This window comes from Antarctobacter sp. (assembly GCF_965277915.1).
Lineage (GTDB): Bacteria > Pseudomonadota > Alphaproteobacteria > Rhodobacterales > Rhodobacteraceae > Antarctobacter.
Window position 1 is genome coordinate 4,270,011 of sequence record NZ_OZ255849.1, and the last position, 23,126, is coordinate 4,293,136.

At 66.1% G+C, this 23,126-nt stretch carries 22 protein-coding genes; 11 read left to right on the forward strand and 11 right to left on the reverse strand.

All coding sequences use genetic code 11. The features are described 5' to 3' along the window. Nucleotides 1–120 precede the first annotated feature (120 nt). Nucleotides 121–1,425, reverse strand: a complete 1,305-nt coding sequence (gene paaK, locus ACQY5B_RS21860) for a phenylacetate--CoA ligase PaaK (RefSeq protein ID WP_420327414.1) — start codon at nucleotides 1,423–1,425, stop codon at nucleotides 121–123. A gap of 27 nt (nucleotides 1,426–1,452) precedes the next feature. Continuing rightward, complete coding sequence (gene paaI / locus ACQY5B_RS21865; protein WP_305967983.1) at nucleotides 1,453–1,905, reverse strand: hydroxyphenylacetyl-CoA thioesterase PaaI; 453 nt, start codon at nucleotides 1,903–1,905, stop codon at nucleotides 1,453–1,455. Between the two features lie 114 nt (nucleotides 1,906–2,019). Here paaI and ACQY5B_RS21870 point away from each other — a divergent pair, with 114 nt between their 5' ends. Beyond that, on the forward strand, nucleotides 2,020–2,361 hold the full coding sequence (locus ACQY5B_RS21870) for a DUF2794 domain-containing protein (protein WP_219510148.1): 342 nt from the start codon (nucleotides 2,020–2,022) through the stop codon (nucleotides 2,359–2,361). A gap of 230 nt (nucleotides 2,362–2,591) precedes the next feature. After that, nucleotides 2,592–3,050 carry a YybH family protein gene (locus ACQY5B_RS21875; protein ID WP_420327412.1) on the forward strand — a complete coding sequence of 153 codons (459 nt, stop codon included), beginning with the start codon at nucleotides 2,592–2,594 and terminating at the stop codon, nucleotides 3,048–3,050. 20 nt (nucleotides 3,051–3,070) lie between these two features. Here the strand turns inward: ACQY5B_RS21875 and speB are convergent, their stop codons facing one another. The 4 genes from speB to ACQY5B_RS21895 all read right to left on the reverse strand — a co-directional run bounded on the left by speB (nucleotide 3,071) and on the right by ACQY5B_RS21895 (nucleotide 6,828). Beyond that, entirely contained in the window at nucleotides 3,071–4,030 is a 960-nt protein-coding gene (gene speB / locus ACQY5B_RS21880) for an agmatinase (protein WP_420327411.1), read from the reverse strand. Nucleotides 4,031–4,115: 85 nt separating this feature from the next. Then, nucleotides 4,116–4,973: a C40 family peptidase gene (locus tag ACQY5B_RS21885; RefSeq protein ID WP_420327409.1), complete on the reverse strand. Its 858-nt coding sequence runs from the start codon at nucleotides 4,971–4,973 to the stop codon at nucleotides 4,116–4,118. Continuing rightward, nucleotides 4,973–6,364, reverse strand: a complete 1,392-nt coding sequence (locus tag ACQY5B_RS21890; RefSeq protein ID WP_420327407.1) for a leucyl aminopeptidase family protein — start codon at nucleotides 6,362–6,364, stop codon at nucleotides 4,973–4,975. The genes ACQY5B_RS21885 and ACQY5B_RS21890 overlap by 1 nt, the downstream gene beginning before the upstream one ends. A gap of 83 nt (nucleotides 6,365–6,447) precedes the next feature. Beyond that, nucleotides 6,448–6,828: a hypothetical protein gene (locus ACQY5B_RS21895; protein ID WP_305967978.1), complete on the reverse strand. Its 381-nt coding sequence runs from the start codon at nucleotides 6,826–6,828 to the stop codon at nucleotides 6,448–6,450. Between the two features lie 146 nt (nucleotides 6,829–6,974). Here ACQY5B_RS21895 and ACQY5B_RS21900 point away from each other — a divergent pair, with 146 nt between their 5' ends. Next, nucleotides 6,975–7,616 carry a carbonic anhydrase gene (locus tag ACQY5B_RS21900; protein WP_420327405.1) on the forward strand — a complete coding sequence of 214 codons (642 nt, stop codon included), beginning with the start codon at nucleotides 6,975–6,977 and terminating at the stop codon, nucleotides 7,614–7,616. 71 nt (nucleotides 7,617–7,687) lie between these two features. Here ACQY5B_RS21900 and ACQY5B_RS21905 read toward each other — a convergent pair whose 3' ends face one another. Continuing rightward, nucleotides 7,688–8,056, reverse strand: coding sequence for a hypothetical protein (locus ACQY5B_RS21905; protein ID WP_305967976.1), 369 nt, complete (start codon nucleotides 8,054–8,056; stop codon nucleotides 7,688–7,690). Nucleotides 8,057–8,314: 258 nt separating this feature from the next. Beyond that, nucleotides 8,315–9,337 carry an aspartate-semialdehyde dehydrogenase gene (locus tag ACQY5B_RS21910; protein WP_305967975.1) on the reverse strand — a complete coding sequence of 341 codons (1,023 nt, stop codon included), beginning with the start codon at nucleotides 9,335–9,337 and terminating at the stop codon, nucleotides 8,315–8,317. 364 nt (nucleotides 9,338–9,701) lie between these two features. Between ACQY5B_RS21910 and ACQY5B_RS21915 the strand changes: the two genes are divergently transcribed. Continuing rightward, on the forward strand, nucleotides 9,702–11,570 hold the full coding sequence (locus tag ACQY5B_RS21915) for a polysaccharide biosynthesis protein (protein ID WP_420327404.1): 1,869 nt from the start codon (nucleotides 9,702–9,704) through the stop codon (nucleotides 11,568–11,570). Between the two features lie 42 nt (nucleotides 11,571–11,612). Here the strand turns inward: ACQY5B_RS21915 and ACQY5B_RS21920 are convergent, their stop codons facing one another. After that, on the reverse strand, nucleotides 11,613–12,455 hold the full coding sequence (locus ACQY5B_RS21920) for an LOG family protein (RefSeq protein WP_305967973.1): 843 nt from the start codon (nucleotides 12,453–12,455) through the stop codon (nucleotides 11,613–11,615). Between the two features lie 110 nt (nucleotides 12,456–12,565). Here ACQY5B_RS21920 and ACQY5B_RS21925 point away from each other — a divergent pair, with 110 nt between their 5' ends. The 3 genes from ACQY5B_RS21925 to ACQY5B_RS21935 all read left to right on the forward strand — a co-directional run bounded on the left by ACQY5B_RS21925 (nucleotide 12,566) and on the right by ACQY5B_RS21935 (nucleotide 15,514). Then, nucleotides 12,566–13,483 (forward strand): threonine/serine dehydratase, encoded by a 918-nt coding sequence (locus tag ACQY5B_RS21925; protein WP_420327403.1) that lies wholly within the window; start codon nucleotides 12,566–12,568, stop codon nucleotides 13,481–13,483. A 105-nt stretch (nucleotides 13,484–13,588) separates the two neighbouring features. Next, nucleotides 13,589–14,416, forward strand: coding sequence for a 2,3,4,5-tetrahydropyridine-2,6-dicarboxylate N-succinyltransferase (gene dapD / locus ACQY5B_RS21930; protein ID WP_305967971.1), 828 nt, complete (start codon nucleotides 13,589–13,591; stop codon nucleotides 14,414–14,416). 66 nt (nucleotides 14,417–14,482) lie between these two features. Next, nucleotides 14,483–15,514, forward strand: coding sequence for a sodium:calcium antiporter (locus ACQY5B_RS21935; RefSeq protein ID WP_420327402.1), 1,032 nt, complete (start codon nucleotides 14,483–14,485; stop codon nucleotides 15,512–15,514). Between the two features lie 76 nt (nucleotides 15,515–15,590). Here the strand turns inward: ACQY5B_RS21935 and ACQY5B_RS21940 are convergent, their stop codons facing one another. Beyond that, on the reverse strand, nucleotides 15,591–16,829 hold the full coding sequence (locus tag ACQY5B_RS21940) for an AAA family ATPase (protein ID WP_420327401.1): 1,239 nt from the start codon (nucleotides 16,827–16,829) through the stop codon (nucleotides 15,591–15,593). Nucleotides 16,830–17,120: 291 nt separating this feature from the next. Here ACQY5B_RS21940 and ACQY5B_RS21945 point away from each other — a divergent pair, with 291 nt between their 5' ends. Further along, entirely contained in the window at nucleotides 17,121–17,441 is a 321-nt protein-coding gene (locus ACQY5B_RS21945) for a DUF8846 family protein (protein ID WP_172431155.1), read from the forward strand. Nucleotides 17,442–17,444: 3 nt separating this feature from the next. Here ACQY5B_RS21945 and ACQY5B_RS21950 read toward each other — a convergent pair whose 3' ends face one another. Then, nucleotides 17,445–18,485, reverse strand: a complete 1,041-nt coding sequence (locus tag ACQY5B_RS21950) for a Hint domain-containing protein (RefSeq protein WP_420327400.1) — start codon at nucleotides 18,483–18,485, stop codon at nucleotides 17,445–17,447. Nucleotides 18,486–18,601: 116 nt separating this feature from the next. Between ACQY5B_RS21950 and dapE the strand changes: the two genes are divergently transcribed. The 3 genes from dapE (at nucleotide 18,602) to rnr (ending at nucleotide 22,741) form a co-directional block, all read left to right on the forward strand. Further along, on the forward strand, nucleotides 18,602–19,744 hold the full coding sequence (gene dapE, locus ACQY5B_RS21955) for a succinyl-diaminopimelate desuccinylase (protein ID WP_420327398.1): 1,143 nt from the start codon (nucleotides 18,602–18,604) through the stop codon (nucleotides 19,742–19,744). Nucleotides 19,745–19,794: 50 nt separating this feature from the next. Next, nucleotides 19,795–20,376, forward strand: coding sequence for a TIGR04282 family arsenosugar biosynthesis glycosyltransferase (locus tag ACQY5B_RS21960; RefSeq protein ID WP_306043588.1), 582 nt, complete (start codon nucleotides 19,795–19,797; stop codon nucleotides 20,374–20,376). Nucleotides 20,377–20,440: 64 nt separating this feature from the next. After that, entirely contained in the window at nucleotides 20,441–22,741 is a 2,301-nt protein-coding gene (gene rnr, locus ACQY5B_RS21965) for a ribonuclease R (protein ID WP_420327396.1), read from the forward strand. Nucleotides 22,742–23,126: the final 385 nt, after the last annotated feature.

Sequence of the window (23,126 nt, forward strand, 5' to 3'; positions counted from 1 at the left end):
CCAATCGGAAACTCGACGCCCCTGGTCAAGGACGGAAAAAGGCGCCGCAGGCGCCTTTCGAGGGACGGTGGGCGGGGCGACGTCGGGCCGCAAGGCCCGGCAAGCGTCGCCCGGCGGCCCTCAGGCCTTGGGCCGGTTGTCGACGATCCGCACCGCTTTGCCCTGGCTGCGGGCCACGCCGCCAGGCTCTGCCACCTGAACCTTGACGGTGACGCCGACCACTTGCTTGACCTTGGCCGCCAGTTCGCGCGCCGCCTCGGCCCCGCTTTCGACGGAATGCGGCCAGGGTTCGACGACAACCTTCATGACGTCCTTGTGGTCGACCCGGTCCAGTTCCAGCTGGAAATGCGGCGCCAGCGCCTTGACCGTCATCAGCTGTTCCTCGATCTGGGTCGGGAAGACGTTGACGCCGCGCAGGATGATCATGTCATCCGACCGCCCTGTCACCTTTTCCATCCGCCGCATCGAGCGCGCCGTGCCGGGCAACAGGCGCGTCAGGTCGCGCGTCCGGTAGCGGATCACCGGAAAGGCCTCCTTGGTCAGCGAGGTAAAGACCAGCTCACCCAGCTCGCCGTCCGGCAGCACCTCGCCCGTCTCCGGGTCGATGATCTCGGGGTAGAAGTGGTCCTCCCAGATGTGCAGTCCGTCCTTGGTCTCGACGCATTCATTCGCCACGCCCGGTCCCATGACCTCGGACAGGCCATAGATGTCCACGGCATGCATGTCGAAGGCCTCTTCGATCTCCAGCCGCATGGCGTTGGTCCAGGGCTCGGCGCCAAAGATCCCCACCTTCAGCGGTGACTTGCGCGGATCGCGGCCCTGCGCTGCGTATTCGTCGATGATCGACAGCGCGTATGAGGGCGTGACGGTGATCCCCGTGGCTTGGAAATCCTCGATCAGGCGCACCTGGCGCTGGGTCATGCCGCCGGAAATCGGCACGGTGGACAAGCCCAGCTTGTCGGCGCCCAAGTGAATGCCCAAGCCACCGGTGAACAGACCATAGCCATAGGCGTTGTGCAGCACGTCGCCGGGTTTCAGCCCTGCCGCCCGCAGGCTGCGCGCGACCACCGTCCCCCAGGCTTCCAGGTCACTTTCCGTGTAGCCCACCACCGTCGGCTGGCCCGTGGTGCCGGACGAGGCGTGGATGCGCCGCACCTGCTCACGCGGGACCGCGAACATGCCGAAGGGATAGTTGTCGCGCAGATCGGTCTTCACGGTGAAGGGGAATTTGGCAAGGTCCGCCAGCGAGGTCAGGTCATCCGGATGCACGCCGGCCGCGTCAAAGCTCTGCTTGTAGAACGGCACGTTGTCGTAGGCATGGCGCAGCGACCACTTCATCCGCTGCAACTGCAGGGCGGCAATCTCATCGCGCGAGGCGATCTCGATCGGGTCAAGGCTGTCCTTGGACGGGGTGAGGTCTTCCATCTGGTCTCCTCCGGCAGTGCTGGCGCGTCAGGCGCGATCTTCCTGGATCAATTCGTCTTCTGGGAAATGCTGGCCCTTCACGGTGCGCGACAGGCCACGCATCAGGGCCACCTTGCGGCCGTCCCCGCCGGTCACGGTCACGTCATAGACGCCCGATCGGCCCGCCAATGCCTGTTCCGCGGCCGTAGCGGTCAACCGTTCGCCCAGCTGGCCGGGGGCCAGAAAGGTGATCTGGTTTTCCTGCGCGACGGTCAGGGTGTTGTAGCTATTGCAGGCATAGGCAAAGGCCGTATCGGCCAGGGTAAAGATGATCCCGCCGTGACAGATGCGGTGGCCGTTCAGATGCGCCGGCTGCACCTCCATCGAGAGCACGGCCCGACCGGGACCCACCGCCTCGATCTGCATCTTCATTTCCTGCGCCGCGGTATCCTTGGCATACATGGCCTCGGCCGCACGCTCGGCACGTTGCTGCGGTGTCATCTCGCTCCTCCCTCGGTGGCGCGACACTGCCCAAAACCGACCAGTCGGTCAAGTAATTTCTGAGCCACCATCCACCCCCTTGATTTATTGGACGAAGGGCGCAACTCTGAGGGCATGAACAGCTTGACGCCCTTCCCCGGCCAGGGGTCCGCGCATGAGGTGGTCGCCTTTCAGCGGGCCGAGCTCAACGTCATCCTATCGCTCTATGGACGCATGGTCGCCGCCGGTGAATGGCGCGACTACGGGATTTCCAGCCTGCGCGAGGTGGCCGTCTTCTCGGTCTTTCGCCGCACCGCCGAACACCCGCTTTACCGGATCGAGAAACGCCCGAAGCTGCGCAACAAACAGGGCGAATACGCGGTCTACGGGATGGAGGGTCAGGTCCTGAAACGCGGCCACGACCTCAAGACCGTGCTGCGCGTGCTGGAGCGCAAGCTGATCCGCCCGGTCGACTGATACGGCTGAATTCCAATTCCAGAGCCGAGATCGGACGCGCGCAGGACCAAAAAATGTGGGTGCGTTTGTCGTCGGGGTGATTATCCGAGGTTTTCGCGTTCTCCCGCATCACGATACGGCTCCACGGGCCGCGCGCAGGACACAACCCCAAATTCATGGTATGGTAGGCTATTGCCAGTGCCGCCCGCCGGACGGGTCCGTTTCATATCAATTTTTATTGGGAGGCTTAAATGAAACCTATTTCCCTGTCGGCCCTGTTCGTGGCCGCACTGCCGTTCCAGGCATTCGCAGCATCCCACATGTCGCTACAGGCCACAATCGATGCCCGCGCCGACGCGCTGGAAGCGGCCATTGATGCCGGAGACGGAACCGCCGCCGCCGCACTCTATACCGAGGACGCCCTGCTGCTGCCCAACGACATGGATCGGGTCGAGACCCGCGCCGGAGCCGAGGCGCTCTGGACCGGTCTCATCGACGCCGGGGTCACCAACCTCCGGCTGACCAGCGTCGCGGTCGAAGAACTCACCGACGACATTGCGATGGAAGACGGTGTCTGGACCGCCAAGGCCCCGGACGGAAACGGCGGCATGGTCGACATCGGCGGCAAGTACGTCGTTGTCTGGAAAAAGAGCGACGACGGCGAATGGTATCTTTACTGGGATATCTGGAACGACAGCCCGATGGAATGACGCCAGAACTGCCCTGACGGTCAGTTGCGTCCTGCAGCCATCACACAAAGCAGTTCGAACATGATCGACACGCCCAGGAAGGCGGTTCCGCCGGCCTGATCGAAGGGCGGAGAGACCTCGACCAGGTCGGCGCCAACGATGTCCAGCCCTTCCAGTTCGCGACAGACCTGCAGCGCCTGGTAACTGTTCGGCCCGCCCACCTCCGGCGTGCCGGTGCCGGGCGCAAAGGTCGGATCGACAAAGTCGATATCATAGCTGACGTAACACGGCGCGCTGCCCACGGTGGCCCGCGCCTCTTCCATGACCTCGGCGACGCCCCGGGCAAAGAACTCCTCGATCGGGACGATGCGGATGCCGTTGGCGGCGGCGAAATCCCGATCCTCGGTGTCGTACATCGTGCCCCGGATGCCGATCTGGATCACCCGTTTCGGGTCCAGCAACCCCTCTTCGACCGCGCGGCGGAAGGGCGTTCCGTGCGTGTACATCGTGCCACCGAAATAGCTGTGGAACAGATCCGTGTGGCTGTCGAAATGCACCATGCCCAGCGGCCCGTCCTTGGCCAGCGCGCGCAGGACCGGCAGCGAGGTCAGGTGATCGCCGCCCGCCGTTAGAGGCCGGATGCCTGCCGGCCGCAGCTGCGCATAAAAAGCCGTGATCCGCGCCATGCTGTCGGGGATATCCGCCGGGTTCGGCCCGACATCGCCAAGATCGGCGCAATTGGCCGCCTCGAACGGGCGCATCCCGTTCGCCGCGTGCTGGGCGCGGATCATGGTCGAGGCATCGCGCAACTGGCGCGGGCCGTGACGCGGACCGGGGCGGTTGGTGGTGCCGCTGTCCCAGGGCACGCCGACAAGGCCGATCTGAACGTCCTTAAACCTTGGATGGTCCGGCGTCAGGTGGGGCAGGCGCATGAAGGTGGGAACACCGGCAAAACGCGGCAGGTCGAAACCGGAGACGGGGTGAAAGAACGGGTCGGACATTGCAGGCTCCAGTCGTTGCGGCGGCGATGGGCCAGCCCCTCGCCCTCCACGGGGTATTGTTCACCGAGAAGAAGACAGGAGGCGGTCAGTTGGTCAAGCGGGCGTGTCGGATGACGGGACCATCGCCCTGGTGCTGGATGCGAGAGATGGCCGCTGTGATGGGTTCGTAGGCGACGGACATGTGAAAGGCATTGGCGTGGACCAGCCTGTCACGATCCGCGACCCAGGCCACATGGCCTTTCCAGAACATCAGGTCGCCGCGTTCAGGAGGAGTGGCGGAGGGCAGGGCGCGGCCCAGCGCCTCTTGCATGTCGCTGTCCCCGGGACAATCGATGCCGCAGGCGTGCAGCGCGATCTGGACGAGGCCCGAGCAGTCGATGCCATCGCTGCTGTTGCCCCCCCAGAGGTAGGGCGAGCCCACCAGCCGTTCGGCCACCGCGACGGGATCGGTTTCGGACCTCTCCACCGGCGCCAGATGCTGGACCGGCACAAAGAGGTCCTCCGACAGCGGTCCGCGCGACCAGGCGACGCGCGCCCAACCGTCCTGCTCTTCGGTCACTGCAAGGCGCGCGCCCAGAGACAGCGGCGTGATCGTGCCCATCGTCTTCAAGCCTGGGCTGGACTTGCCATAGCTACGCGCGGCGATCACCCGGTGGGTCGGCGCCACGGACGGTGCGCCGGCCAGGTTCATCGGGTCGATCCAGCCGACATATCCATCCTTCTCGGCAAAGCCGAAGGCCCAACTCTCGTGCAGTTCCAGCACCCGGAACAGGTCGCCGCGCAGAAGCTGCCTGTCCCGCGCTCCGCCAATCCCTGCCAAGAGGTCGGCGACGGGCGTGGTGACCGTTTGCACTTCACCCTCGACAAAACGCGGGGCCTCGACTTGCCCCTGCAGCGAGACATGGGCCACCCGGCCATTGCAGGGTGTCAGCCGGCGGTCCATCAGAGGCCCAGCACCTGCGGCAGCGCATCAAGGATTGCTCGTGGTCCCTGCATCAGCCCGCCCTTGGCGCGACCCGGCTCGGGCTTGGGTTGCCAGGAGTAGATGTCGAAATGGGCATAGCGTGCGGCCTGCCCGGTAAAGCGGCGCAAGAAGAGCGCGGCAGTGATCGACCCGGCGAACCCGCCCGAGGGCGCATTGTCAAGATCGGCGATGCCGGGTTCGATCATCATCTCGTAGGGCGCGTGGAAGGGCATCCGCCAGACCGGGTCGGCAGCCCCGGGGGCGGCCCCGGCCAGCGCCCCGGCGAAATCCTCTGCATCGGTGTAGAAAGGGGCAAGATCCGGCCCCACGGCCACGCGCGCCGCCCCGGTCAGCGTCGCCATCGAGATCATCAGGTCGGGCTTTTCCTCGTCGCCATAGGCCAGCGCGTCCGCCAGCACCAGGCGCCCCTCGGCGTCGGTGTTGTTGATCTCGACCGTCAGTCCCTTTCGAGAGGGCAGGATGTCGCCGGGGCGGAAGCTGTGGCCGGACACGCTGTTTTCCACCGCCGGGACCAACAGGCGCAGGCGCACCGGCAGGTCCAGCGCCATGATCGCCTGCGCCAGCCCGATAGTATTGGCCGCTCCGCCCATGTCCTTTTTCATCAGCCCCATGGAACCGCCGGGTTTCAGATTAAGCCCGCCCGTGTCGAAACAGACCCCCTTGCCGACCAGCGTCAGCATCGGCCCCGAAGCGCCCCAGCGCATGTCGATCAGCCGCGGCGCCTGACCGGCAGCGCGACCGACCGCGTGGATCATCGGGAAATATGTCTCTGCCGACAGCAGATCGTCGCCCGCGACGACCGCAACCTCGGCACCGAACCGGCTGGCAAGGTCGCGCACCTCGGCCTCCAGCGCCTCGGGGCCCATGTCCGACGCCGGGGTGTTCACCAAATCCCGGGTCAGCGCCTCGGCTTCCGCCAGGATTTCGATACGGCGGGCCTCGACGCCCTCGGGCGCGACGAGCGTTCGGGCACGCCCGCCCTGTTCACGGTAACGATCGTAGGAATACCCGGCCAAAAGCCAGCCCAGTGCCTCGATCGGCGCGCGTTCCGGCGGCAGGCCCGAGGCGATCCTGTAGCTGCCTGGCGCCAGCCCCGGGATCGCACCGGCCAGCGGGAACCGATGGCGCGCGCGCGCATCCGCATTGCCGAAGCCTGCAAGCGCCGCTACCGGCGCGCCATCCGGCCCCGGCAGCATCAACGCCGAGCCAAGCCCACCGGCAAAGCCGCTGGCCTCGACCCAGGCGCGCGTCGGCGCATCCTGTCCGTCCAGCCAGGCCGGCAAGGCATCGGCTTCGATCACGTAAAGCGGCAGGGTGGCGGTATCGGGCGTGGCAAAGGACACGGGCATGCAGGCTCCTGTAGAAAGATGCCGCCAGCCTATTGCCTGCGCCGTCCGCCGCAAGCGGATTTCACGCCACGGGATCGTCCCGTTCAGACGGTGAACTCGTTGAGATCCCAGAGTTCGGTCAACGAGCGTTCGCCCACCCGCGCCAACCGGGCCAATGTCGCCGCCTCGGCCACCGCGTCGCCCAGTTCGATACAGGCCATGACGTCATGGGCCACCTCGCTCAGCGAGCACAGGCCGATCTGGTCAGCGATCGCCGCCAGGGCGCGCAGCCCCTTGTGCATGTCCTCGCGCGGCCCTTTCACGGCCTGTGTCTGGATATGGCACATGCGCTGCGCCAATTCCTCCATCGCACGGCAAACCACGTCCTCGGCCGCCGGTCTGCCAAGATCCGTACACAGCGTTTCGATCTGTGCCGGATCAACGGCGGGCCGTTCTGCCGGTGCCAGATAGGTAACCTCTTTCACATCTCACCCCATTCAAGTGCCCCACGCAGGCGGCAACATGCCCGCAGCGGGGTTCTCAAAAGGTTATTCCAGAGATGTGTTTTCGCTCGAATTTCCGCTGAATTCATCGTAGTTGAACTGGACCAATGCGACGACCGGAGGATTTCATGGAATTCGCACGCCCCCTGCCAGGATTTCTTCTGCAGCGTTATCATGGCTGGAAGGCCACTACGCATGCGGAAAACAGCGCGTGGTACCGCCGACTTGCCGACGAGGGCCAGCGGCCGCGGGCGATGGTGATTTCCTGCTGCGATTCGCGTGTCCATGTGACGTCGATCTTCGGCGCGGACCAGGGTGAGTTCTTTATTCACCGCAATATCGCCAACCTGGTGCCCGTCTACGAACCCGACGGCCAGCACCACGGCACCTCGGCGGCGGTGGAATACGCGGTCACGGCGCTGAAGGTCGCGCATCTGATCGTTTTGGGCCATTCCAACTGTGGCGGCGTGCAGGGCTGCCTGGACATGTGCGAGGGGCGCGCCCCCGAGCTGGAAGAAACCGGCAGCTTCGTCGGGCGCTGGATGGACATCCTGCGGCCCGGCTACGAGGCGCTCAAAGGCGATGTGGACATGCCCCACGCCCTCGAACGCGAAGCCGTCTCCGTATCGCTGCGCAACCTGATGACCTTCCCTTTCGTGCGCGAAGCCGTCGAGGCAGGCAAGCTGGGTCTGCACGGTCTATGGGTCGATATCGGCAGTGGCGAATTGAAGAACCTGGACGGCCAGTCCGGTCAATTCGTCCCGGTCTGACCCCATCCCGGGAAACTCTGGCTCCTGGCCCGGCCGCACACCGCGTCCGGGTCTTTTCGTTTCCGCAGCCCTCAGGTGCGGGCGGTCCGCGCCGCGACGCGGGGCAGGTCCAACTCTCCGGTGTCTCCGGTGCGATGCGCTCGCACGCAGGGCCGTCCCATCCGGGCCGCAAGCTTGGCCAGCGGCACGCCCAAGTCGGAGCCGGTGCACAACCCCTCGCCCGCGTCGTTCAGGATGACCATGTGACCCTGGCGAAAAGCCAGTCGAAATCCCTTGCGCGAAAGCTGTTCCGAAAGGCCCTGCCAGCCCGAAGCCCGTTCGAAGATCGGTGTCAGGAACAATCGCAAGAGTGACAGCGCTTCGCTGTCGAGGGGCCTGGGCAGGCCAGGTCTGCGGGAAATAATCGGCCAACTGGCCTGGGGAATGGCAGTACGAAACATCCTTTCACTCCTTGGCGGTGATAAAATCGTGGCGTCGAAATATGTCAACGGTTGGGCAAAAACGTACCTGAGTCAAGGATTTGCGCGCAACGCAAGCCACAAGATCAGCTCTGCGCACGCCAAGGTTGGATAGGGCAGATACTGCAATAACCCTTTGCGTGCACCCAAAGCGATGCAGCACCACAAGGGGCAACTCATCTGACATAAAAAAAACCCGCGCAGAACGCGCGGGTTTTAAATGTCTCTATATCTGGAGACTCAGCCTTTCTTCAGCGCCTTCTGGCCCAGCACCTCGGCAATCTGTACGGCGTTCAGCGCCGCACCCTTGCGCAGGTTGTCGCTGACGCACCACAGGTTCAGACCGTTTTCGATGGTCGAGTCCTGGCGGATACGGCTGATGAACGTGGCAAAGTCGCCGACGCATTCGACCGGCGTGACGTAACCACCGTCCTCGCGCTTGTCGATCACCATGATGCCGGGCGCCTCGCGCAGGATGTCACGGGCCTCATCCTCATCGAGGTAGTCCTCGAATTCCAGGTTGATCGACTCCGCGTGCCCGACAAAGACGGGGACCCGCACGCAGGTGGCCGTGACCTTGATCGACGGATCGACGATCTTCTTGGTCTCGGCGACCATCTTCCACTCTTCCTTGGTCGAGCCGTCTTCCATGAAGACGTCGATATGCGGAATGACGTTGAAGGCGATCTGCTTCTGGAACTTCTTCGGCGCGACCTCGTCGGTGGGGTTGTAGACCGACTTGGTCTGGTCCCACAGCTCGTCCATGCCTTCCTTGCCGGCACCGGACACCGACTGGTAGGTCGAGACGACGACACGCTTGATCTTGGCCCGGTCATGCAGCGGCTTGAGCGCCACGACCATCTGCGCGGTCGAACAGTTCGGGTTCGCGATGATGTTCTTCTTGGTATAGCCCATCACGGCGTCGGCGTTCACCTCTGGCACGATCAGCGGCACGTCCGGGTCGTAGCGGTAGAGCGACGAGTTGTCGATCACGACGCAGCCCGCCGCCGCGGCCTTGGGCGCGAACTCCTTGGTCGGGCCCGACCCCACGGCAAACAGCGCCATGTCCCAGCCGGTGAAATCGAAGGTGGCAAGGTCCTGGGTCTTGAGGGTCGTGTCGCCAAAGCTCACCTCTGTGCCCATCGATTTTCGCGACGCAAGCACGGCAATCTCGTCGACGGGGAACGCCCGTTCGGCGAGGATGTTGAGCATCTCGCGGCCCACGTTGCCCGTGGCGCCTACGACGACAATACGGTAGCCCATCTGGCCCTCCTCTGGATCTGCGCCGCCGGACACAGGCGGAATGCCCCGCCGGCGGACTGGCGCGGTATGTATCGCAGGTGCAGCATGGGCGAAAGCCCCCATCGCCGTCACAAACGCTTCAGAACCGCGCAAAGGACCGCCTGAACCGTCGGAATGCGCCCAAAAATCCGGCACGCGGGACAGGAGATAATCCGCCGGTACTCGCAACTGCAGAAATAAGCAGCTTGCCTGATTGGTGTTCGGTAACCTATGAGTTAAGAAAACGGAGCACTCGTAACAGGCGAACCCACCCAAATTGACACACGTCTAAATGGATCGCCTCCGGGTATAAGCTTCACAGGCCATCAGCGAGGGACAGAGCTGAATGTTCTACAAGATCGTGACGGCATTGTCCCGGGCGCAGAAACAGGCACTCTTCATCCTGATGGACGCGATCGTCGTCCCGCTTGCCTTGTTCGCGGCGCTTATCCTTTCCGCGTCCGTCACCCCCGACAGCACGACCGTCTCGGACCTCTTGCCGCTGGTGCTGATCCTCAATGTCACGGCGGTGGGCCTGGGCTGGTGGCTGGGACTGACGCGCATCACCCTCAACGCCTATGAAATGCGCGGCGTGATCCACACCGCGACCTACGCCGGCCTGCTGGCGGCTTTGGGCCTGGTCCTGAATGCGGCCATGGACGGCGGTCTGGCCCTGGGCACCTTTGTCATCTTCGGGCTGCTGCTTCTGGTCATGTCGGCCACCTGGCGGATCGCCCTGCGCCAGTTCACGCTGTATGTCTATCGTCACGGCAAGGACCGGATGCGGGTGCTTATCTACGGCGCAGGGCAGACCGGCCAGCAACTGGTCGCGGCGCTCCGCCACGACGAGGCGATCCTGCCGGTTGCCTTCGTCGACGACAACCCGACCCTGCAAAGCCTCATGGTCTCGGGTCTCCGCGTGCATGCCCCTTCCAGCCTCAAGAAACTCGTGTTGGACAAGGACATCGACCGGGTCGTCCTGGCCATGCCGTCGATCAGCCAGCCCGCGCTGGCCCGCATCGCACATAAACTGCGCCATATCGGCTGCGAGGTGCACGCCCTGCCCTCGTTTGCCGCGATGGTCGGCGAGGGCGAGATCCGCAAGCAGGTCAGCCCCGTCTCGATCCAGGACCTGCTGGGGCGCAACCGACTGGAAAGCGAATTGCCAGGCGTCAGCCATGTCTATTCCGGCCGCCGCATTCTGGTTTCCGGTGCCGGCGGCTCCATCGGGTCCGAACTCTGCCGCCAGCTGATCGCCTGCAAACCGGCCTGTGTCGTGCTGGTCGATCACTCGGAACTGGCGCTCTACAACATCGACAAGGAACTGCGCGACATCGGCGACGGGCTACAAATCGTGCCGGTTCTGGCCTCTGTGCTGGACGAACAGCTGATGCGCGACGTCCTGATCGAACATGACATCGACGTTGTCCTGCACGCTGCCGCCTACAAGCACCTGCCACTGGTCGAACGCAACGTCATGACGGGCCTGCGCAACAACGTCTTGGGCACCAAGGTGCTGGCAGAGGCCTCTCGTGCTGCCGGGGTCGACCGGTTCATCCTGGTCTCGACCGACAAGGCGGTGCGCCCGACAAACGTCATGGGCGCCTCCAAGCGCCTGGCCGAACTTGTCATCCAGGATCTGGCCGCACGCACCCCAGGTACCCGTTTCTCGATGGTACGCTTCGGGAACGTTCTGGGCTCTTCCGGGTCGGTCATCCCCCTTTTCGAGGAACAGATCGCCCGCGGCGGCCCCGTCACCCTGACCGATCCGCAGGTGACGCGCTTTTTCATGACGATCTCCGAGGCCGCGCGCCTCGTCCTGCTGGCCGGGTCCTTTGCCCGTGGCGGCGACGTCTTCGTTCTGGACATGGGCGACCCGGTCCCGATCCGTAAACTGGCCCGCCAGATGATCGAGGGCGCGGGCTTCTCGGTCCGTGACGACGACAACCCGGGCGGCGACATCGAAATCAAGATCACCGGCCTACGCCCGGGTGAGAAACTGCACGAAGAGCTGCTGATCTCGCCCGACATGCTGACCACGCCGCACACCAAGATCCTGCGTGCGCAGGAGAGCTTCCTCTCGGAGTTCGAAATGGCCACCGTGCTCAAGGATCTGCGCCAGGCGATCGAAACCCAAGACGAAAATGCCGCACGCGCCGTCATCCTGCGCTGGGTGGAAAAGGCGGACCTGGACGAGGCCGCACAGTCAGTTTGACCCGTCCGGAGCGGACCGTCAGGCCCGCCCCGTCCGCATTCGTCAGCGGTCCGGAATGTCCGTCCGCGCGTCCAGCGGCCCCCAGGTTTCGATGATCTCCATCGCCTCGGTCGCATTCTCGACATAGCGGAACAGGTCCAGGTCTTCGTGGCTGATCGTCCCCGCATCGGCCAGAGCATCCCAGTTGATGATCCGCTCCCAGAACTCGCGCCCGAACAGCAGCATCGGCACCCGCTGCATCCGGCCGGTCTGGATCAGGGTCAGCGTCTCGAACAGTTCGTCCAGCGTGCCGAAGCCGCCGGGAAAGACACAAATCGCCTTGGCCCGCATCAGGAAATGCATCTTGCGGATGGCGAAGTAGTGAAAGTTGAAGGCCAGTTCCGGCGTCACATAGGCATTTGGCGCCTGTTCATGCGGCAGCACGATGTTCAGGCCGACGGACACGCCGCCCTCTTCATGGGCGCCGAGGTTGCCTGCCTCCATCACGCCCGGGCCACCGCCGGTGCAGACGACATATTCGCGGTTGCCGGTCTCCTTGGACTTGCGCGTCATCAGCCGGGCAAACTCGCGCGCCTCGTCGTAAAAGCGGGACAGGTCGGCCAGAGTCTGCGTCCGCGCCTTGTCCTTGTCGGCGGGCGCGGGAATGCGTGCGCCACCGAACAGCACCACGGTCGAGTCGATCTGGTACTGGTCCATCAGCATCTCGAACTTCAGCAGTTCCAGTTGCAGACGCACCGGGCGCAATTCCTCCTGCCCCATGAAATCCACGTCCGCAAAGGCCAGCCGATAGCTGGGCGATTGCGTCTGCGGGGTCTGCGGAACGTGCTCGGCCGTGCTGCGGTCGAGGTTGGCGTCGCGCAGCGGGCTGCGGCGGTCTTCTTTCATGTCGCGGCTCCTTGTTCGCCTCTTCTCAGAACTATAGCCTGCCGGTCCGAAGCGCCAGTTGCCGCGTGCCCTCGCGGCCCGGCAGCGCCCACTGCCGGAGGAGACCGCACATGGACTGGACATCGGAAATCGAAAACGCCGCCGGCAGGATCGCAGGCTACACGGTCCGCACCCCGGTCATGCACAGCGACGCCCTGTGGGACCGCGACATTGGCCTGAAACTGGAACAATGCCAGCACACCGGCAGTTTCAAGGCGCGCGGCGCCTTCAACACCCTGCGCGCCTCGGATGTGCCGCCAGGCGGGGTCGTCGCGGCCTCCGGGGGCAACCACGGCGCGGCAGTCGCCTTTGCCGCGCAAAGGCTGGGCCACCGGGCGCGCATCTTCGTCCCCGAAATCGCGGGCCCGGCCAAGATCGCCCTGATCGAACGCACCGGGGCCGAGCTGACCGTGGTGCCCGGTGAATACGCCGACGCGCTGGACATGGCCCGCCGCTACGAAGAGGAACAGGGGGCCATGCAGATCCACGCCTATGACGCGCCGCTGACCGTGGCGGGACAAGGCACCCTGTTGCGCGAATGGGAGGCGCAGGGACTGGAGGCCGACACGGTTCTGATCGCCGTCGGCGGTGGCGGCCTGATCGCGGGCGCGCTGGCCTGGGCACAGGGGGCCCACAAGATCGTTGCCGTCGAACCCGTCCCCTGCAATGCGCTGGAGGCCGCGCGAGCGGCAGGCAAACCGGTGGACGTGGCGGTGTCCGGTGTCGCGGCCAACGCGCTGGGGGCGCGGCGCATTGGCGACATCTGTTTCGGCCTTGCACAGCAGTTCGACACGCCGGTCATCACCGTCCCCGATGCCGCGATCCTCGACGCGCAACGCGCGCTCTGGCAGGCCCACCGCCTGCTTGTGGAACCGGCCGGCGCCACCGCGCTCGCCGCCCTGCGCTGCGGGGCCTACGTGCCGGAACCGGATGAGCGCGTGGCGGTGCTGGTCTGCGGCGGCAACATCGCCCCCGACCCGCTGGGCTGAAGGCGCTCCGCCCCTCCCTGCCCTTGCGGCAGCGGTTAGGATTGTCCCACCCGGGCAAGGCCGCTATAGGGCTTCGGAACGATATTTCCGTGGGGAGAGGACCGCATGTCCAACGCACAACTTGAAACGGCCATCGAGGCTGCCTGGGAAAACCGCGCCGAGATCACGCCCTCGACCGGCGGCGAAACCCGCGAAGCCATCGAGGACACGCTGAACGCGCTCGACAGCGGCAAGCTGCGTGTGGCCGAACGCCAGGAGAATGGCGACTGGCACGTCAACCAATGGGCCAAGAAGGCCGTGCTGCTGGGCTTCCGGCTCAAGGACATGGAACAGCAGGACGGCGGCCCGCAGGGCGGCCACTGGTGGGACAAGGTCGACAGCAAGTTCAAGGGCTGGGGCGACACCGAGTGGAAAGACGGCGGCTTCCGCGCGGTGCCCAACTGCATCGTTCGCAAATCCGCCTATATCGCGCCCGGCGTGGTGCTGATGCCCTCCTTCGTGAACCTCGGCGCATATGTCGACGAGGGCACGATGGTCGACACATGGGCCACCGTCGGCTCCTGTGCGCAGATCGGCAAGAACGTCCACCTGTCGGGCGGCGTCGGCATCGGCGGCGTGCTGGAACCGATGCAGGCCGGCCCGACAATCATCGAGGACAACTGTTTCATCGGCGCCCGCTCCGAGGTCGTCGAGGGCGTGATCGTGCGCGAAGGCTCGGTCCTCGGCATGGGCGTCTTCATCGGCCAGTCCACCAAGATCGTCGACCGCGAGACGGGCGAGGTCTTCATGGGTGAGGTGCCGCCCTATTCCGTGGTGGTTGCGGGCTCGATGCCCACCAAGAACAACCTCAACCTCTACTGCGCCGTGATCGTGAAGCGCGTTGATGAGCGGACCCGCTCCAAGACCGGCATCAACGAACTGCTCCGCGACTGATCGCGGAACCTAAGACAGCCGGGCGGGTTCTAGACGCATGACCAGAACACGCCTCCCCCGCCCGGCATGATCACCAGCCTTTCTCTCCTGCCGCTTCTGGCGGTCTTTGCCGGTTCGGCGGCGGTGCTCGTGATCACTGCGATCCGCGCCACCGATCTGGCCGACGTTCTGGCCGACCGCACCCGCATGGGCGAGGCCCTGGTCGGCGCGGTCCTCTTGGGTGCGGCGACATCGCTGGCGGGCACCATCGTCTCGATCAATGCGGCCGCTTCGGGCGATGCCTCTTTTGCCTTTTCAAACGCCGTGGGCGGGATCGCGGCCCAGACATTGTTTCTTGCGCTGGCGGACCTGACCTATCGCAAGGCCAATCTCGAACATGCCGCTGCCGAACCCGCCAACCTGTTCCAGTCTGTTCTGCTGATCCTGCTGCTCTGCCTGCCGCTGGCCGCCATCGCCGGGCCGGACATCGCGTTCTGGGGCATTCACCCGGCGTCGCCCCTGCTGGTCATGGTCTACCTCGGCGGGCTGCACCTGACGGCCAAGCTGCGCGAACGGCCCATGTGGAAGCCGGTCCAGACACCGGAAACCCGCAACGACACGCCCGAGGACAGCAGCGAACCGCAACGGTCAGCGCTGAAACCGGCACTGGGATTTGCCGCGCTGGTGGCGGTCATGGGCCTCTGCGGCTGGATCATCAGCCAGATCGGCGGAACGCTGATTTCGCGTTTTGGCCTGGGCTCGACGCTTGTGGGCGCGCTGGTCACTGCCGTCGTCACCTCGATGCCCGAACTGGTGACAACCCTGGCCGCCACCCGGCGCGGGGCGCTGCAACTGGCGCTTGGCGGGATCATCGGCGGCAATACCTTCGACACGCTTTTCCTGGTCTTCGCCGATACGGCCTACCGCGAGGGATCGCTCTATCACGCGGTAGGCACGCAGGACCTTTACTGGCTGGTGACGGGTCAGATGATGACCGCCGTCCTGCTGGCAGGATTGATCCTGCGACAACGCCACGGCCCGGCGCAGATCGGGCTGGAAAGCCTGCTTCTGATCCTGATCTACGGCGGGGCGGTCGCCCTGGCCGTGGTCGGCGGCTGAGACGTCATTTCCGGGCGGCGGCCCATGGCGTTGGCGCCGCTGGCTTGCGCGTCCCATCTCCACCGCGCCCCTGCCCTCATTCCGCGGCCACCGCCTTGGCCCCGGGCAGCAGCCCCTCTGCCGTCGAGGCCGCCACCGGGTCCTGCGCATGGCGCAACAACCAGCCCTGCAGCGCCGCCGGTGTCACCCGGCGCGTGCCCAGCGTCTCGGCGAACCGCTCTGCCAGAGCGTCTTCGCCGGGGAAGAACCGGCGGAACAGATCCGCCGCGACCGAGGCCGGAACCGGGCCCAGTTCAAGGTGGACGTCCGCACGCCCGGGCCGGATCAACGCCGGGTCCAGACGCTCGGGGTGGTTGGTGGTCATGACCAGCACCCGCCCTTCCTGTGCCGCCACCCCGTCGATGGCATTGAGCAGCCCGGAAAAGCTGATGCCCGACCGAGCCTCGCCCTGTCCACGCCCGGCAAAGCTGGCGTCGATGTCCTCCAGCACCAGGAAGGCGCCCTTGGGGGCCGAAGCCATGCCGCTGCGCAGATCCTCGTCCGTCAGCCCGGGGCTTGCCAGGCTGACGCTGGCCAGGTCCTTGCCCAGGTCGCTGGCCAGGGCGCGGATCACGCTGGACTTGCCGGTGCCCGGCGGCCCGAACAGCAGGTAGCCCCGCCGCCAAGGCACACCCCGCGTCCGGTACCACTGCTCGTTGCCGTAGAACCAGGCCATGTCGTCGCGCAGTCGCTCGATCCGGTCGTCCTCTGCCAGGATCGTGTCCAGCGCGCGGCGCGGCATCTCGCAGACATGGTCCCACCAGTCGCCCCGCAGGACATGCAGGATCGGCGCGCGCTCTTCCTCGGCGGCGCAGATCGCTGCGCCTTCGTCGATCCAACCGCGCAGCACCTCGGACCGGCCGAACAGCATGGTCACGGTCAGCACCTCCATCGGGCCGCCATCGCCGCCGACACGGGTCTGTTCCCGCAGCGCACGTTCAAAGGAACACATCCGCCCACCGTGCAGGAACCAGTGCCGCCCTTCGACGGGGGCAAAGATCTCGGCCCGGCCCGCCCGGACACCTGTGGCTTGCACCTGCCGGATGCGCCGCAGCACGCCCTTGCGGTCCAGCCAGACATAGAGATGCCGGTAGGCCTCGGACCGGTTGTCGACGGTCAGCGACACCGCCCAGCGGCGCCGCGCCTGCGCGCGCACCATGCCATAGACCATGCGCAGGATGCCGATCGCGGCCCCGAAGGCGCCCAGCGCCAGGCCACCGGCAAAGAAATCGCTGCCCACCGCCCGGGTGAGCATATCTGTCAGGAAACTGTCCATGAAACCATCGGCGCATGACGCGCCGCTCTTGGGAAATCAGCCCCGCGCTGGGGCGTTCGGGTCTTAAAGGATGTGGCCCGCGAGGGCGTCTGGCATGTCGATCATCATGGGCGCCCTCCTTTCCGTCGAGGTGTTTCGGATGCGCCCTGATACCGCCGACCCGCGATTCGGACCAAGTGAGGATTTCCTGACGTCTCACGCCCCCGTGGCCGGAATGCCACAGGCCCTGTCTTGACAGCCCGCCCGCAAAGGCACATCCCACGGCGCGTGACGGCACGAAGGAGCACGGAAATGGCGGGCAAGAAACCGCAACAGGTCTACACCCTGCTGGTCGAGGTCGGCCGCAAGTCCGGCGACGGGCTGCCCGACAAGGCGACCGGCGCGGGGCTGATGTGCTATGCCTCCGGCGTGGACGAGGCAGAGGCCGTGCGCGAAACCGTCGCGATCCTGAAACAGGCCGACATGGCGCCCTTGGATGTCACCGGCTACGGCACCCGCGAAGAACGCGAGGCGCAGGGCCATGAGATCGACGACGACGAAGCGGCGCTGATGGATCGCGCCCTGGCGGAAAACGCCGTCATCGTGGCGCAGGTCTCTCCCTTCTTCGACTGATCTTCAGGCGGCGCGGGCCTCGGCCAGCGTGATCGCCTCGAAGGGCGCCAGCACCTTCAGCGCCCGGCCGCCATGTTCCGGCATCATTCCCGGCGGCACCTCCGCCAGCAGGGTTTGGCGCAGCACCTCGCGCCGGCGGCGCAGACGCCCGACGTAGAGGCTTTCGATCCCGGCGCCCTCGGACAGCAGCGCCTCGTGCCCCGGCAACAGCAGCTGGTGCCATGTCACCACCGGCCCGGTGTCCTCAAAGACCGCCGTCCGCCCGTTCACGAGGGCCGAGGCGGGCACCAGCACCGCCTCGCAGCCAAAAAGATAGGCAACATCCGTCCCCGAGACGACCAGGCTTTGCCCCGGTGCAACGACAAGATCCGCGCGCAACCCGAAAAAGGGCGATCGCAGGCGCACCGGGCGGAACGATCCGCGCGACGGAACGCTGCGCTCTAGCCGGGCCAGGACCGGCAGGGCCTCTCCGCTCCGCGTCAGGACCGTGTCGGCGCGGTCCAATGCGTCCACTGGCCGCGCGCCCTGCGGCGTCTCGACCCGGGTCGTCGCGGCCAGCGTTGGCACCGGCCCCAGCGGTTCGACCGCCTCGCTGAGCGCACAGAGCGCCAGCCCCCCGCCATTCAGCCCCTGCGCATCCGCCGCCAGCATCGGCGGGGGCGCCTCGACCTCGCGCAGCGCCAATACCGTCCCATCGGTGCGTTCCGCCGCGAACCGCCCGCGCCGCGCCGGACTGTCCCAGGCATAGGTGATCCGCAAGCTGCCCTCGCGCCCGTCGAGATCCAGCGGCAGCACCGCCTGAACCAGTTGGGCACCCTGCGTCACCACCAGCGCCAGCCCCTCGCCCGGCAGGGCCGTCAGTGACAGGCTTCCCGGCCAAGGGCTCTCACGCTCAAGCGACAATATCCGCTCGGGCAGCGGGGCACGCGTGACCGGTATCTCGACCATCAGCGTGCCGCGGGGCAGCAGGCGCTCTGGCGCGCTGTCTTTCCAGTCCGGCCGAAGCCAGCGTCCGCCTGCGTCCGCCACTGCAATCCAGCCCAAGCCGCCCCTCTCTTGCCTGCGTGAAACAGGCCTAGCACACCGCCCTGCCCCACGCCATTTGCCAAGCGCGGCAGGGCGCGGTAGCCCTGTGCCACGTCACACCCAAGGAGCCGCCGATGACCACCGATCCGGTCGATCTTACCGCCCGCCTCGTGCAATGCCCCTCTGTCACGCCGGAAGAGGGCGGTGCCCTTGTCCTCTTGCAGGACCTTCTGGAAGGGGCGGGCTTTGCCTGTACCCGTGTCGATCGCGGTGGCGTGTCCAATCTCTTTGCCCGCTGGGGCGACAAGGGCCATGCCCGCAGCTTCGGCTTCAACGGGCATACCGACGTGGTGCCCATCGGCAACCCCGACGACTGGACCCACGCCCCTTTCGGCGCCGAGATCGAGGATGGGTTCCTCTATGGCCGCGGCGCCACCGACATGAAATCCGGTGTCGCCGCCTTTGCCGCCGCCGCCGTGGATTTCGTGCGTGACACGCCCCCGGACGGCGCCCTGATCTTGGCCATCACCGGCGATGAGGAAGGCGAGTCCGTCGATGGCACCACCGCCCTGCTCGACTGGATGTCCGAGCACGACGAAAAGATGAGCGTCTGCATCGTCGGCGAACCCACCTGCCCCGACCACATGGGCCAGATGATGAAGATCGGGCGGCGCGGCTCGATGAATGCCCATTTCACCGTCACCGGCAAACAGGGCCATTCCGCCTATCCGCACCGCGCGGTGAACCCGATGCACGCGATGGCGCGGCTGATGGACCGGCTGGCCTCGCATGAACTGGACCGGGGCACGGATCATTTCGACCCCTCCACCCTGGCCGTCGTCACAATCGACACCGGCAACCCGGCCACCAACGTGATCCCGGCGCAGACGCGCGGCACGGTGAACATCCGGTTCAACGACACCCATACCGGCGCCGGCCTGTCCGATTGGCTGCGCCAGGAGGCGGCGAAGGTCGACGCCGAATTCGGTACCACCACCGAAGTGCAGATCAAGATCTCGGGCGAGAGTTTCCTGACCCCGCCGGGGCCGCTGTCCGAGCTTGTCTCGCGTGCCGTCGCGGTCGAGACCAACATCACGCCGGAAATGTCCACCACCGGCGGCACCTCGGACGCGCGTTTCGTCAAGGATCACTGCCCGGTCGTGGAATTCGGCCTCGTGGGCAAGACCATGCATGCAGTCGACGAACGGGTCGAAATCGCGCATGTGCATCAGCTCAAGGCGATCTACACCCGGATGCTGCGCGACTACTTCGCCTGACGGAAAACCGCCCCGGATCCGACCCGGGGCCACTTGCCGGGACACCGACGATGCAACGCACCCTGATCGTCATGGTCAAGGAACCGCGCCCGGGACGGGTCAAGACCCGGCTGGCGCGCGATATCGGCACCGTGGCCGCCGCCTGGTGGTTCCGGCACCAATGCGCGCGCCTGTTGCGCCGCCTGCGCGATCCGCGCTGGCGGATCGTGCTGGCGGTATCCCCCGACCGGGACGGCATGGCCTCGCGCTGCTGGCCCGAGGACCTCGCCCGCCTGCCGCAGGGCCGCGGCGATCTGGGGGCGCGCATGGCACGGGCCATGCGGACGGCGCCCCCCGGTCCGGTCTGCGTGATCGGCGCCGACATTCCCGGCATCACCCCTGCCGCGATCTGGCGCGCCTTCCGCGCCCTGGGCGGGGCAGAGGTGGTCTTTGGCCCGGCAGAGGACGGCGGTTACTGGCTGGTTGGGGTGAAAAACGCGGGGCAGTTTCCGCAAGGACTGTTCCGCGGCGTCCGCTGGTCCACGGAGCACGCTCTAGCCGACACGCGGGCCTCGGTCGCCGGTCGCAAGGTCGCGCTTGTGGACATGTTGCGGGACGTCGACACCGCCCGGGACCTGCAAGGGGCCAAGTGAACGGACGGCCCTGTGCCACCGCTTTCGACATGACGCCGCCCCGCGCCCATGATACGCCAACCCCATGAGCAAGCTGCCCACCAAGGCGGATGTCCTCGACTGGATCTCCGCCAACCCGACCCTCACCTCGAAACGCGACATTGCCAAGGCCTTTGGCATCAAGGGGGCTGACCGGATCGACCTCAAGCGCATCCTGCGCGAGCTGGAGGACGAAGGGCACCTTGAGAAACGCCACAAGACCTATCGCGACCCCGATCGCCTGCCGCCCGTCAGCGTGCTGCAGGTCAAGGCGCCCGACGAAAACGGCGATCTCTTTGCCCGCCCATTGGAATGGCACGGTGAAGGGGTCGAACCCACGGTGCTGATCATCGCCCGCGCCAATGACCCGGCCCTGGGCGAAGGCGACCGCATCCTGGCCCGTCTGCAGGTGGTGCACCACGCCGATCACAACTACGAGGCCCGCCTGATCCGCCGCATCGGCACCTCGCCCCGCAAGGTGGTGGGGATCTTCCGCAAGGGCGCCGAGGGCGGGCGCATCCTGCCCATCGACAAGGGTTCTGACAAGGAATGGTCGGTCCTGCCCGATGCCACCGGCGGCGCCCAGGACGGCGAGCTGGTCGAGGCGGAACAGGCCGGGCCAAAGGGCCGCATGGGCCTGCCCAAGGCGCGCATCGTGCTGCGGCTGGGCGATCCCACCGCACCCCGCGCCGTGTCCCTGATCGCGATCCACCAGCACGGCATCCCGGACGATTTCCCGGAAAAGGTCGTGGCCGAAGCCGACAGCATGAAGCCCGCCGGCCTCAAGGGCCGCTTAGACCTGCGCAACATGCCGTTGATCACCATCGACCCGTCCGATGCCCGCGACCATGACGACGCGGTCTTTGCCGAACCGGACGAGGACCCGCAGAACGAGGGCGGGCACGTTCTCTGGGTCGCCATCGCCGACGTGGCCCATTACGTCACCCCTGGCTCTGCGCTCGACCGCGAGGCCAAGATGCGCGGGAACTCCTCGTATTTTCCCGACCGGGTGGTGCCGATGCTGCCCGACCGGCTATCCGGCGATCTCTGTTCACTGCACGAAGGCGTGCCGCGCGCCTGTATCGCGGCGCGCATCCGCATCGACGCCGAGGGCAACAAGCTGGGGCAGAAATTCTACCGCGCGCTGATGCGCTCGCCCGCCTCGCTCAGCTACCAGGAGGTGCAGGCCGCCATCGACGGTGAGCCCAACGACAAGTGCGGCCCGCTGCTCGAACCGGTCCTGAAACCGCTCTACGCCGCCTATGCCGCGCTGAAGTCGGCACGCGAACGCCGCCAGCCGCTGGACCTCGACCTGCCGGAACGCAAAATCGCGCTGGACGATGACGGCAAGGTGACATCCGTCGATTTCGCCGACCGGCTGGACGCGCACAAGCTGATCGAGGAATTCATGGTGTTGGCCAATGTCGCCGCCGCCGACACCCTGATCGCCAAGGACACGCCGCTGCTGTTCCGGGTGCACGAGGAACCGCCGCAGGACAAGCTGGAATCTCTCCGCGACACGGCACAGGCCGCCGGTCTGACCATGGCCAAGGGGCAGGTGCTGAAGACGCGCCACCTCAACCAGCTGTTGCATCAGGCAGCCAAGACCGGCGAGGCGGAACTGATCAACCTCGCCACCTTGCGGTCCATGACGCAGGCCTATTACAGCCCCAAGAACTTCGGGCACTTCGGCCTTGCGCTGCAGAACTACGCGCATTTCACCTCGCCGATCCGGCGCTACTCCGACCTGATCGTGCACCGCGCCCTGATCACGGCCCACAAGTGGGACGACGACGGACTCAGCCAGGAAGATATCGAGCGGCTGGACGCCACAGCGCAGCACATCTCCGACACCGAGCGCCGGTCGATGATGGCAGAGCGCGACACCACCGACCGCTACCTGGCTGCCTATCTTTCCGACCGGCTGGGCGCCGAATTCACCGGCCGCGTGTCCGGCATCGCCAAGTTCGGCATCTTCGTGAAACTTGACGAGACCGGCGCCGACGGGCTGGTGCCCATCGGCACGCTGGGCAACGAGTATTTCCATTTCGACCGCGACGCCGGCACCCTGATGGGGGGCGACACGGGGCGGATCATCGGGCTGGGAATGCGCGCACGGGTGAAACTGGTCGAGGCGGCGCCCGTCACCGGCGGCATCGCCTTCGAACTTCTGGAACTGGACGACGAGGAATACGAAAGCCGTCAAGGCGGACGTTTCTCGCGCGGCAAGGGCCGCCCCCGTGGCAAGAAACCCGGCACCTCGCCCCGCCGCAAACAGGCCAAGGCCAAAGCCAAGGACGCCAAGACCAAGCGCAAGGTGACCCGGAAACGCCGCTCAAAAGGGTGACAGCCGGCAGGCACATGTATCAGGCCGGAGCGGCAGGATTTTGCATGCCCTGTCGCGGATGGCTTCGCATTCGCGCCCGGGCACGCTAATCTCATTGAAAATCAGAGAGCAGCAGGATCCGATCCATGATGTGGCGCGCAACAACCGGGCTGATCGCCTTGACCCTCTCGGCCCCGCTGGTGGCGGAAGAGGCGGTCGATGTATCGTTGCGCCCCGTGGCCCGCGGCGAGCTGGAGGCCCGTACGACAGACCGCTCCGCTCCCGCCTCTCCCAGGCCTGTTGGCCGTGGCGAGGCGCCCGAGGTGGAAGACCGCCCGCTGATCGTCAACGGCGTGCCGGAGGATGAGCTTGAGGTGGTCAGCCGCGCCGCCACGCTGCCCGCCAG

Excerpts from the sequence above, each read along its gene's own strand:
- paaK (WP_420327414.1), bottom strand. The coding sequence starts at position 1,425 with ATGGAAGACCTCACCCCGTCCAAGGACAGCCTTGACCCGATCGAGATC.
- paaI (WP_305967983.1), bottom strand. The coding sequence starts at position 1,905 with ATGACACCGCAGCAACGTGCCGAGCGTGCGGCCGAGGCCATGTATGCC.
- ACQY5B_RS21870 (WP_219510148.1), top strand. The coding sequence starts at position 2,020 with ATGAACAGCTTGACGCCCTTCCCCGGCCAGGGGTCCGCGCATGAGGTG.
- ACQY5B_RS21875 (WP_420327412.1), top strand. The coding sequence starts at position 2,592 with ATGAAACCTATTTCCCTGTCGGCCCTGTTCGTGGCCGCACTGCCGTTC.
- speB (WP_420327411.1), bottom strand. The coding sequence starts at position 4,030 with ATGTCCGACCCGTTCTTTCACCCCGTCTCCGGTTTCGACCTGCCGCGT.
- ACQY5B_RS21885 (WP_420327409.1), bottom strand. The coding sequence starts at position 4,973 with ATGGACCGCCGGCTGACACCCTGCAATGGCCGGGTGGCCCATGTCTCG.
- ACQY5B_RS21890 (WP_420327407.1), bottom strand. The coding sequence starts at position 6,364 with ATGCCCGTGTCCTTTGCCACGCCCGATACCGCCACCCTGCCGCTTTAC.
- ACQY5B_RS21900 (WP_420327405.1), top strand. The coding sequence starts at position 6,975 with ATGGAATTCGCACGCCCCCTGCCAGGATTTCTTCTGCAGCGTTATCAT.
- ACQY5B_RS21905 (WP_305967976.1), bottom strand. The coding sequence starts at position 8,056 with ATGTTTCGTACTGCCATTCCCCAGGCCAGTTGGCCGATTATTTCCCGC.
- ACQY5B_RS21910 (WP_305967975.1), bottom strand. The coding sequence starts at position 9,337 with ATGGGCTACCGTATTGTCGTCGTAGGCGCCACGGGCAACGTGGGCCGC.
- ACQY5B_RS21915 (WP_420327404.1), top strand. The coding sequence starts at position 9,702 with ATGTTCTACAAGATCGTGACGGCATTGTCCCGGGCGCAGAAACAGGCA.
- ACQY5B_RS21920 (WP_305967973.1), bottom strand. The coding sequence starts at position 12,455 with ATGAAAGAAGACCGCCGCAGCCCGCTGCGCGACGCCAACCTCGACCGC.
- ACQY5B_RS21925 (WP_420327403.1), top strand. The coding sequence starts at position 12,566 with ATGGACTGGACATCGGAAATCGAAAACGCCGCCGGCAGGATCGCAGGC.
- dapD (WP_305967971.1), top strand. The coding sequence starts at position 13,589 with ATGTCCAACGCACAACTTGAAACGGCCATCGAGGCTGCCTGGGAAAAC.
- ACQY5B_RS21935 (WP_420327402.1), top strand. The coding sequence starts at position 14,483 with ATGATCACCAGCCTTTCTCTCCTGCCGCTTCTGGCGGTCTTTGCCGGT.
- ACQY5B_RS21940 (WP_420327401.1), bottom strand. The coding sequence starts at position 16,829 with ATGGACAGTTTCCTGACAGATATGCTCACCCGGGCGGTGGGCAGCGAT.
- ACQY5B_RS21945 (WP_172431155.1), top strand. The coding sequence starts at position 17,121 with ATGGCGGGCAAGAAACCGCAACAGGTCTACACCCTGCTGGTCGAGGTC.
- dapE (WP_420327398.1), top strand. The coding sequence starts at position 18,602 with ATGACCACCGATCCGGTCGATCTTACCGCCCGCCTCGTGCAATGCCCC.
- ACQY5B_RS21960 (WP_306043588.1), top strand. The coding sequence starts at position 19,795 with ATGCAACGCACCCTGATCGTCATGGTCAAGGAACCGCGCCCGGGACGG.
- rnr (WP_420327396.1), top strand. The coding sequence starts at position 20,441 with ATGAGCAAGCTGCCCACCAAGGCGGATGTCCTCGACTGGATCTCCGCC.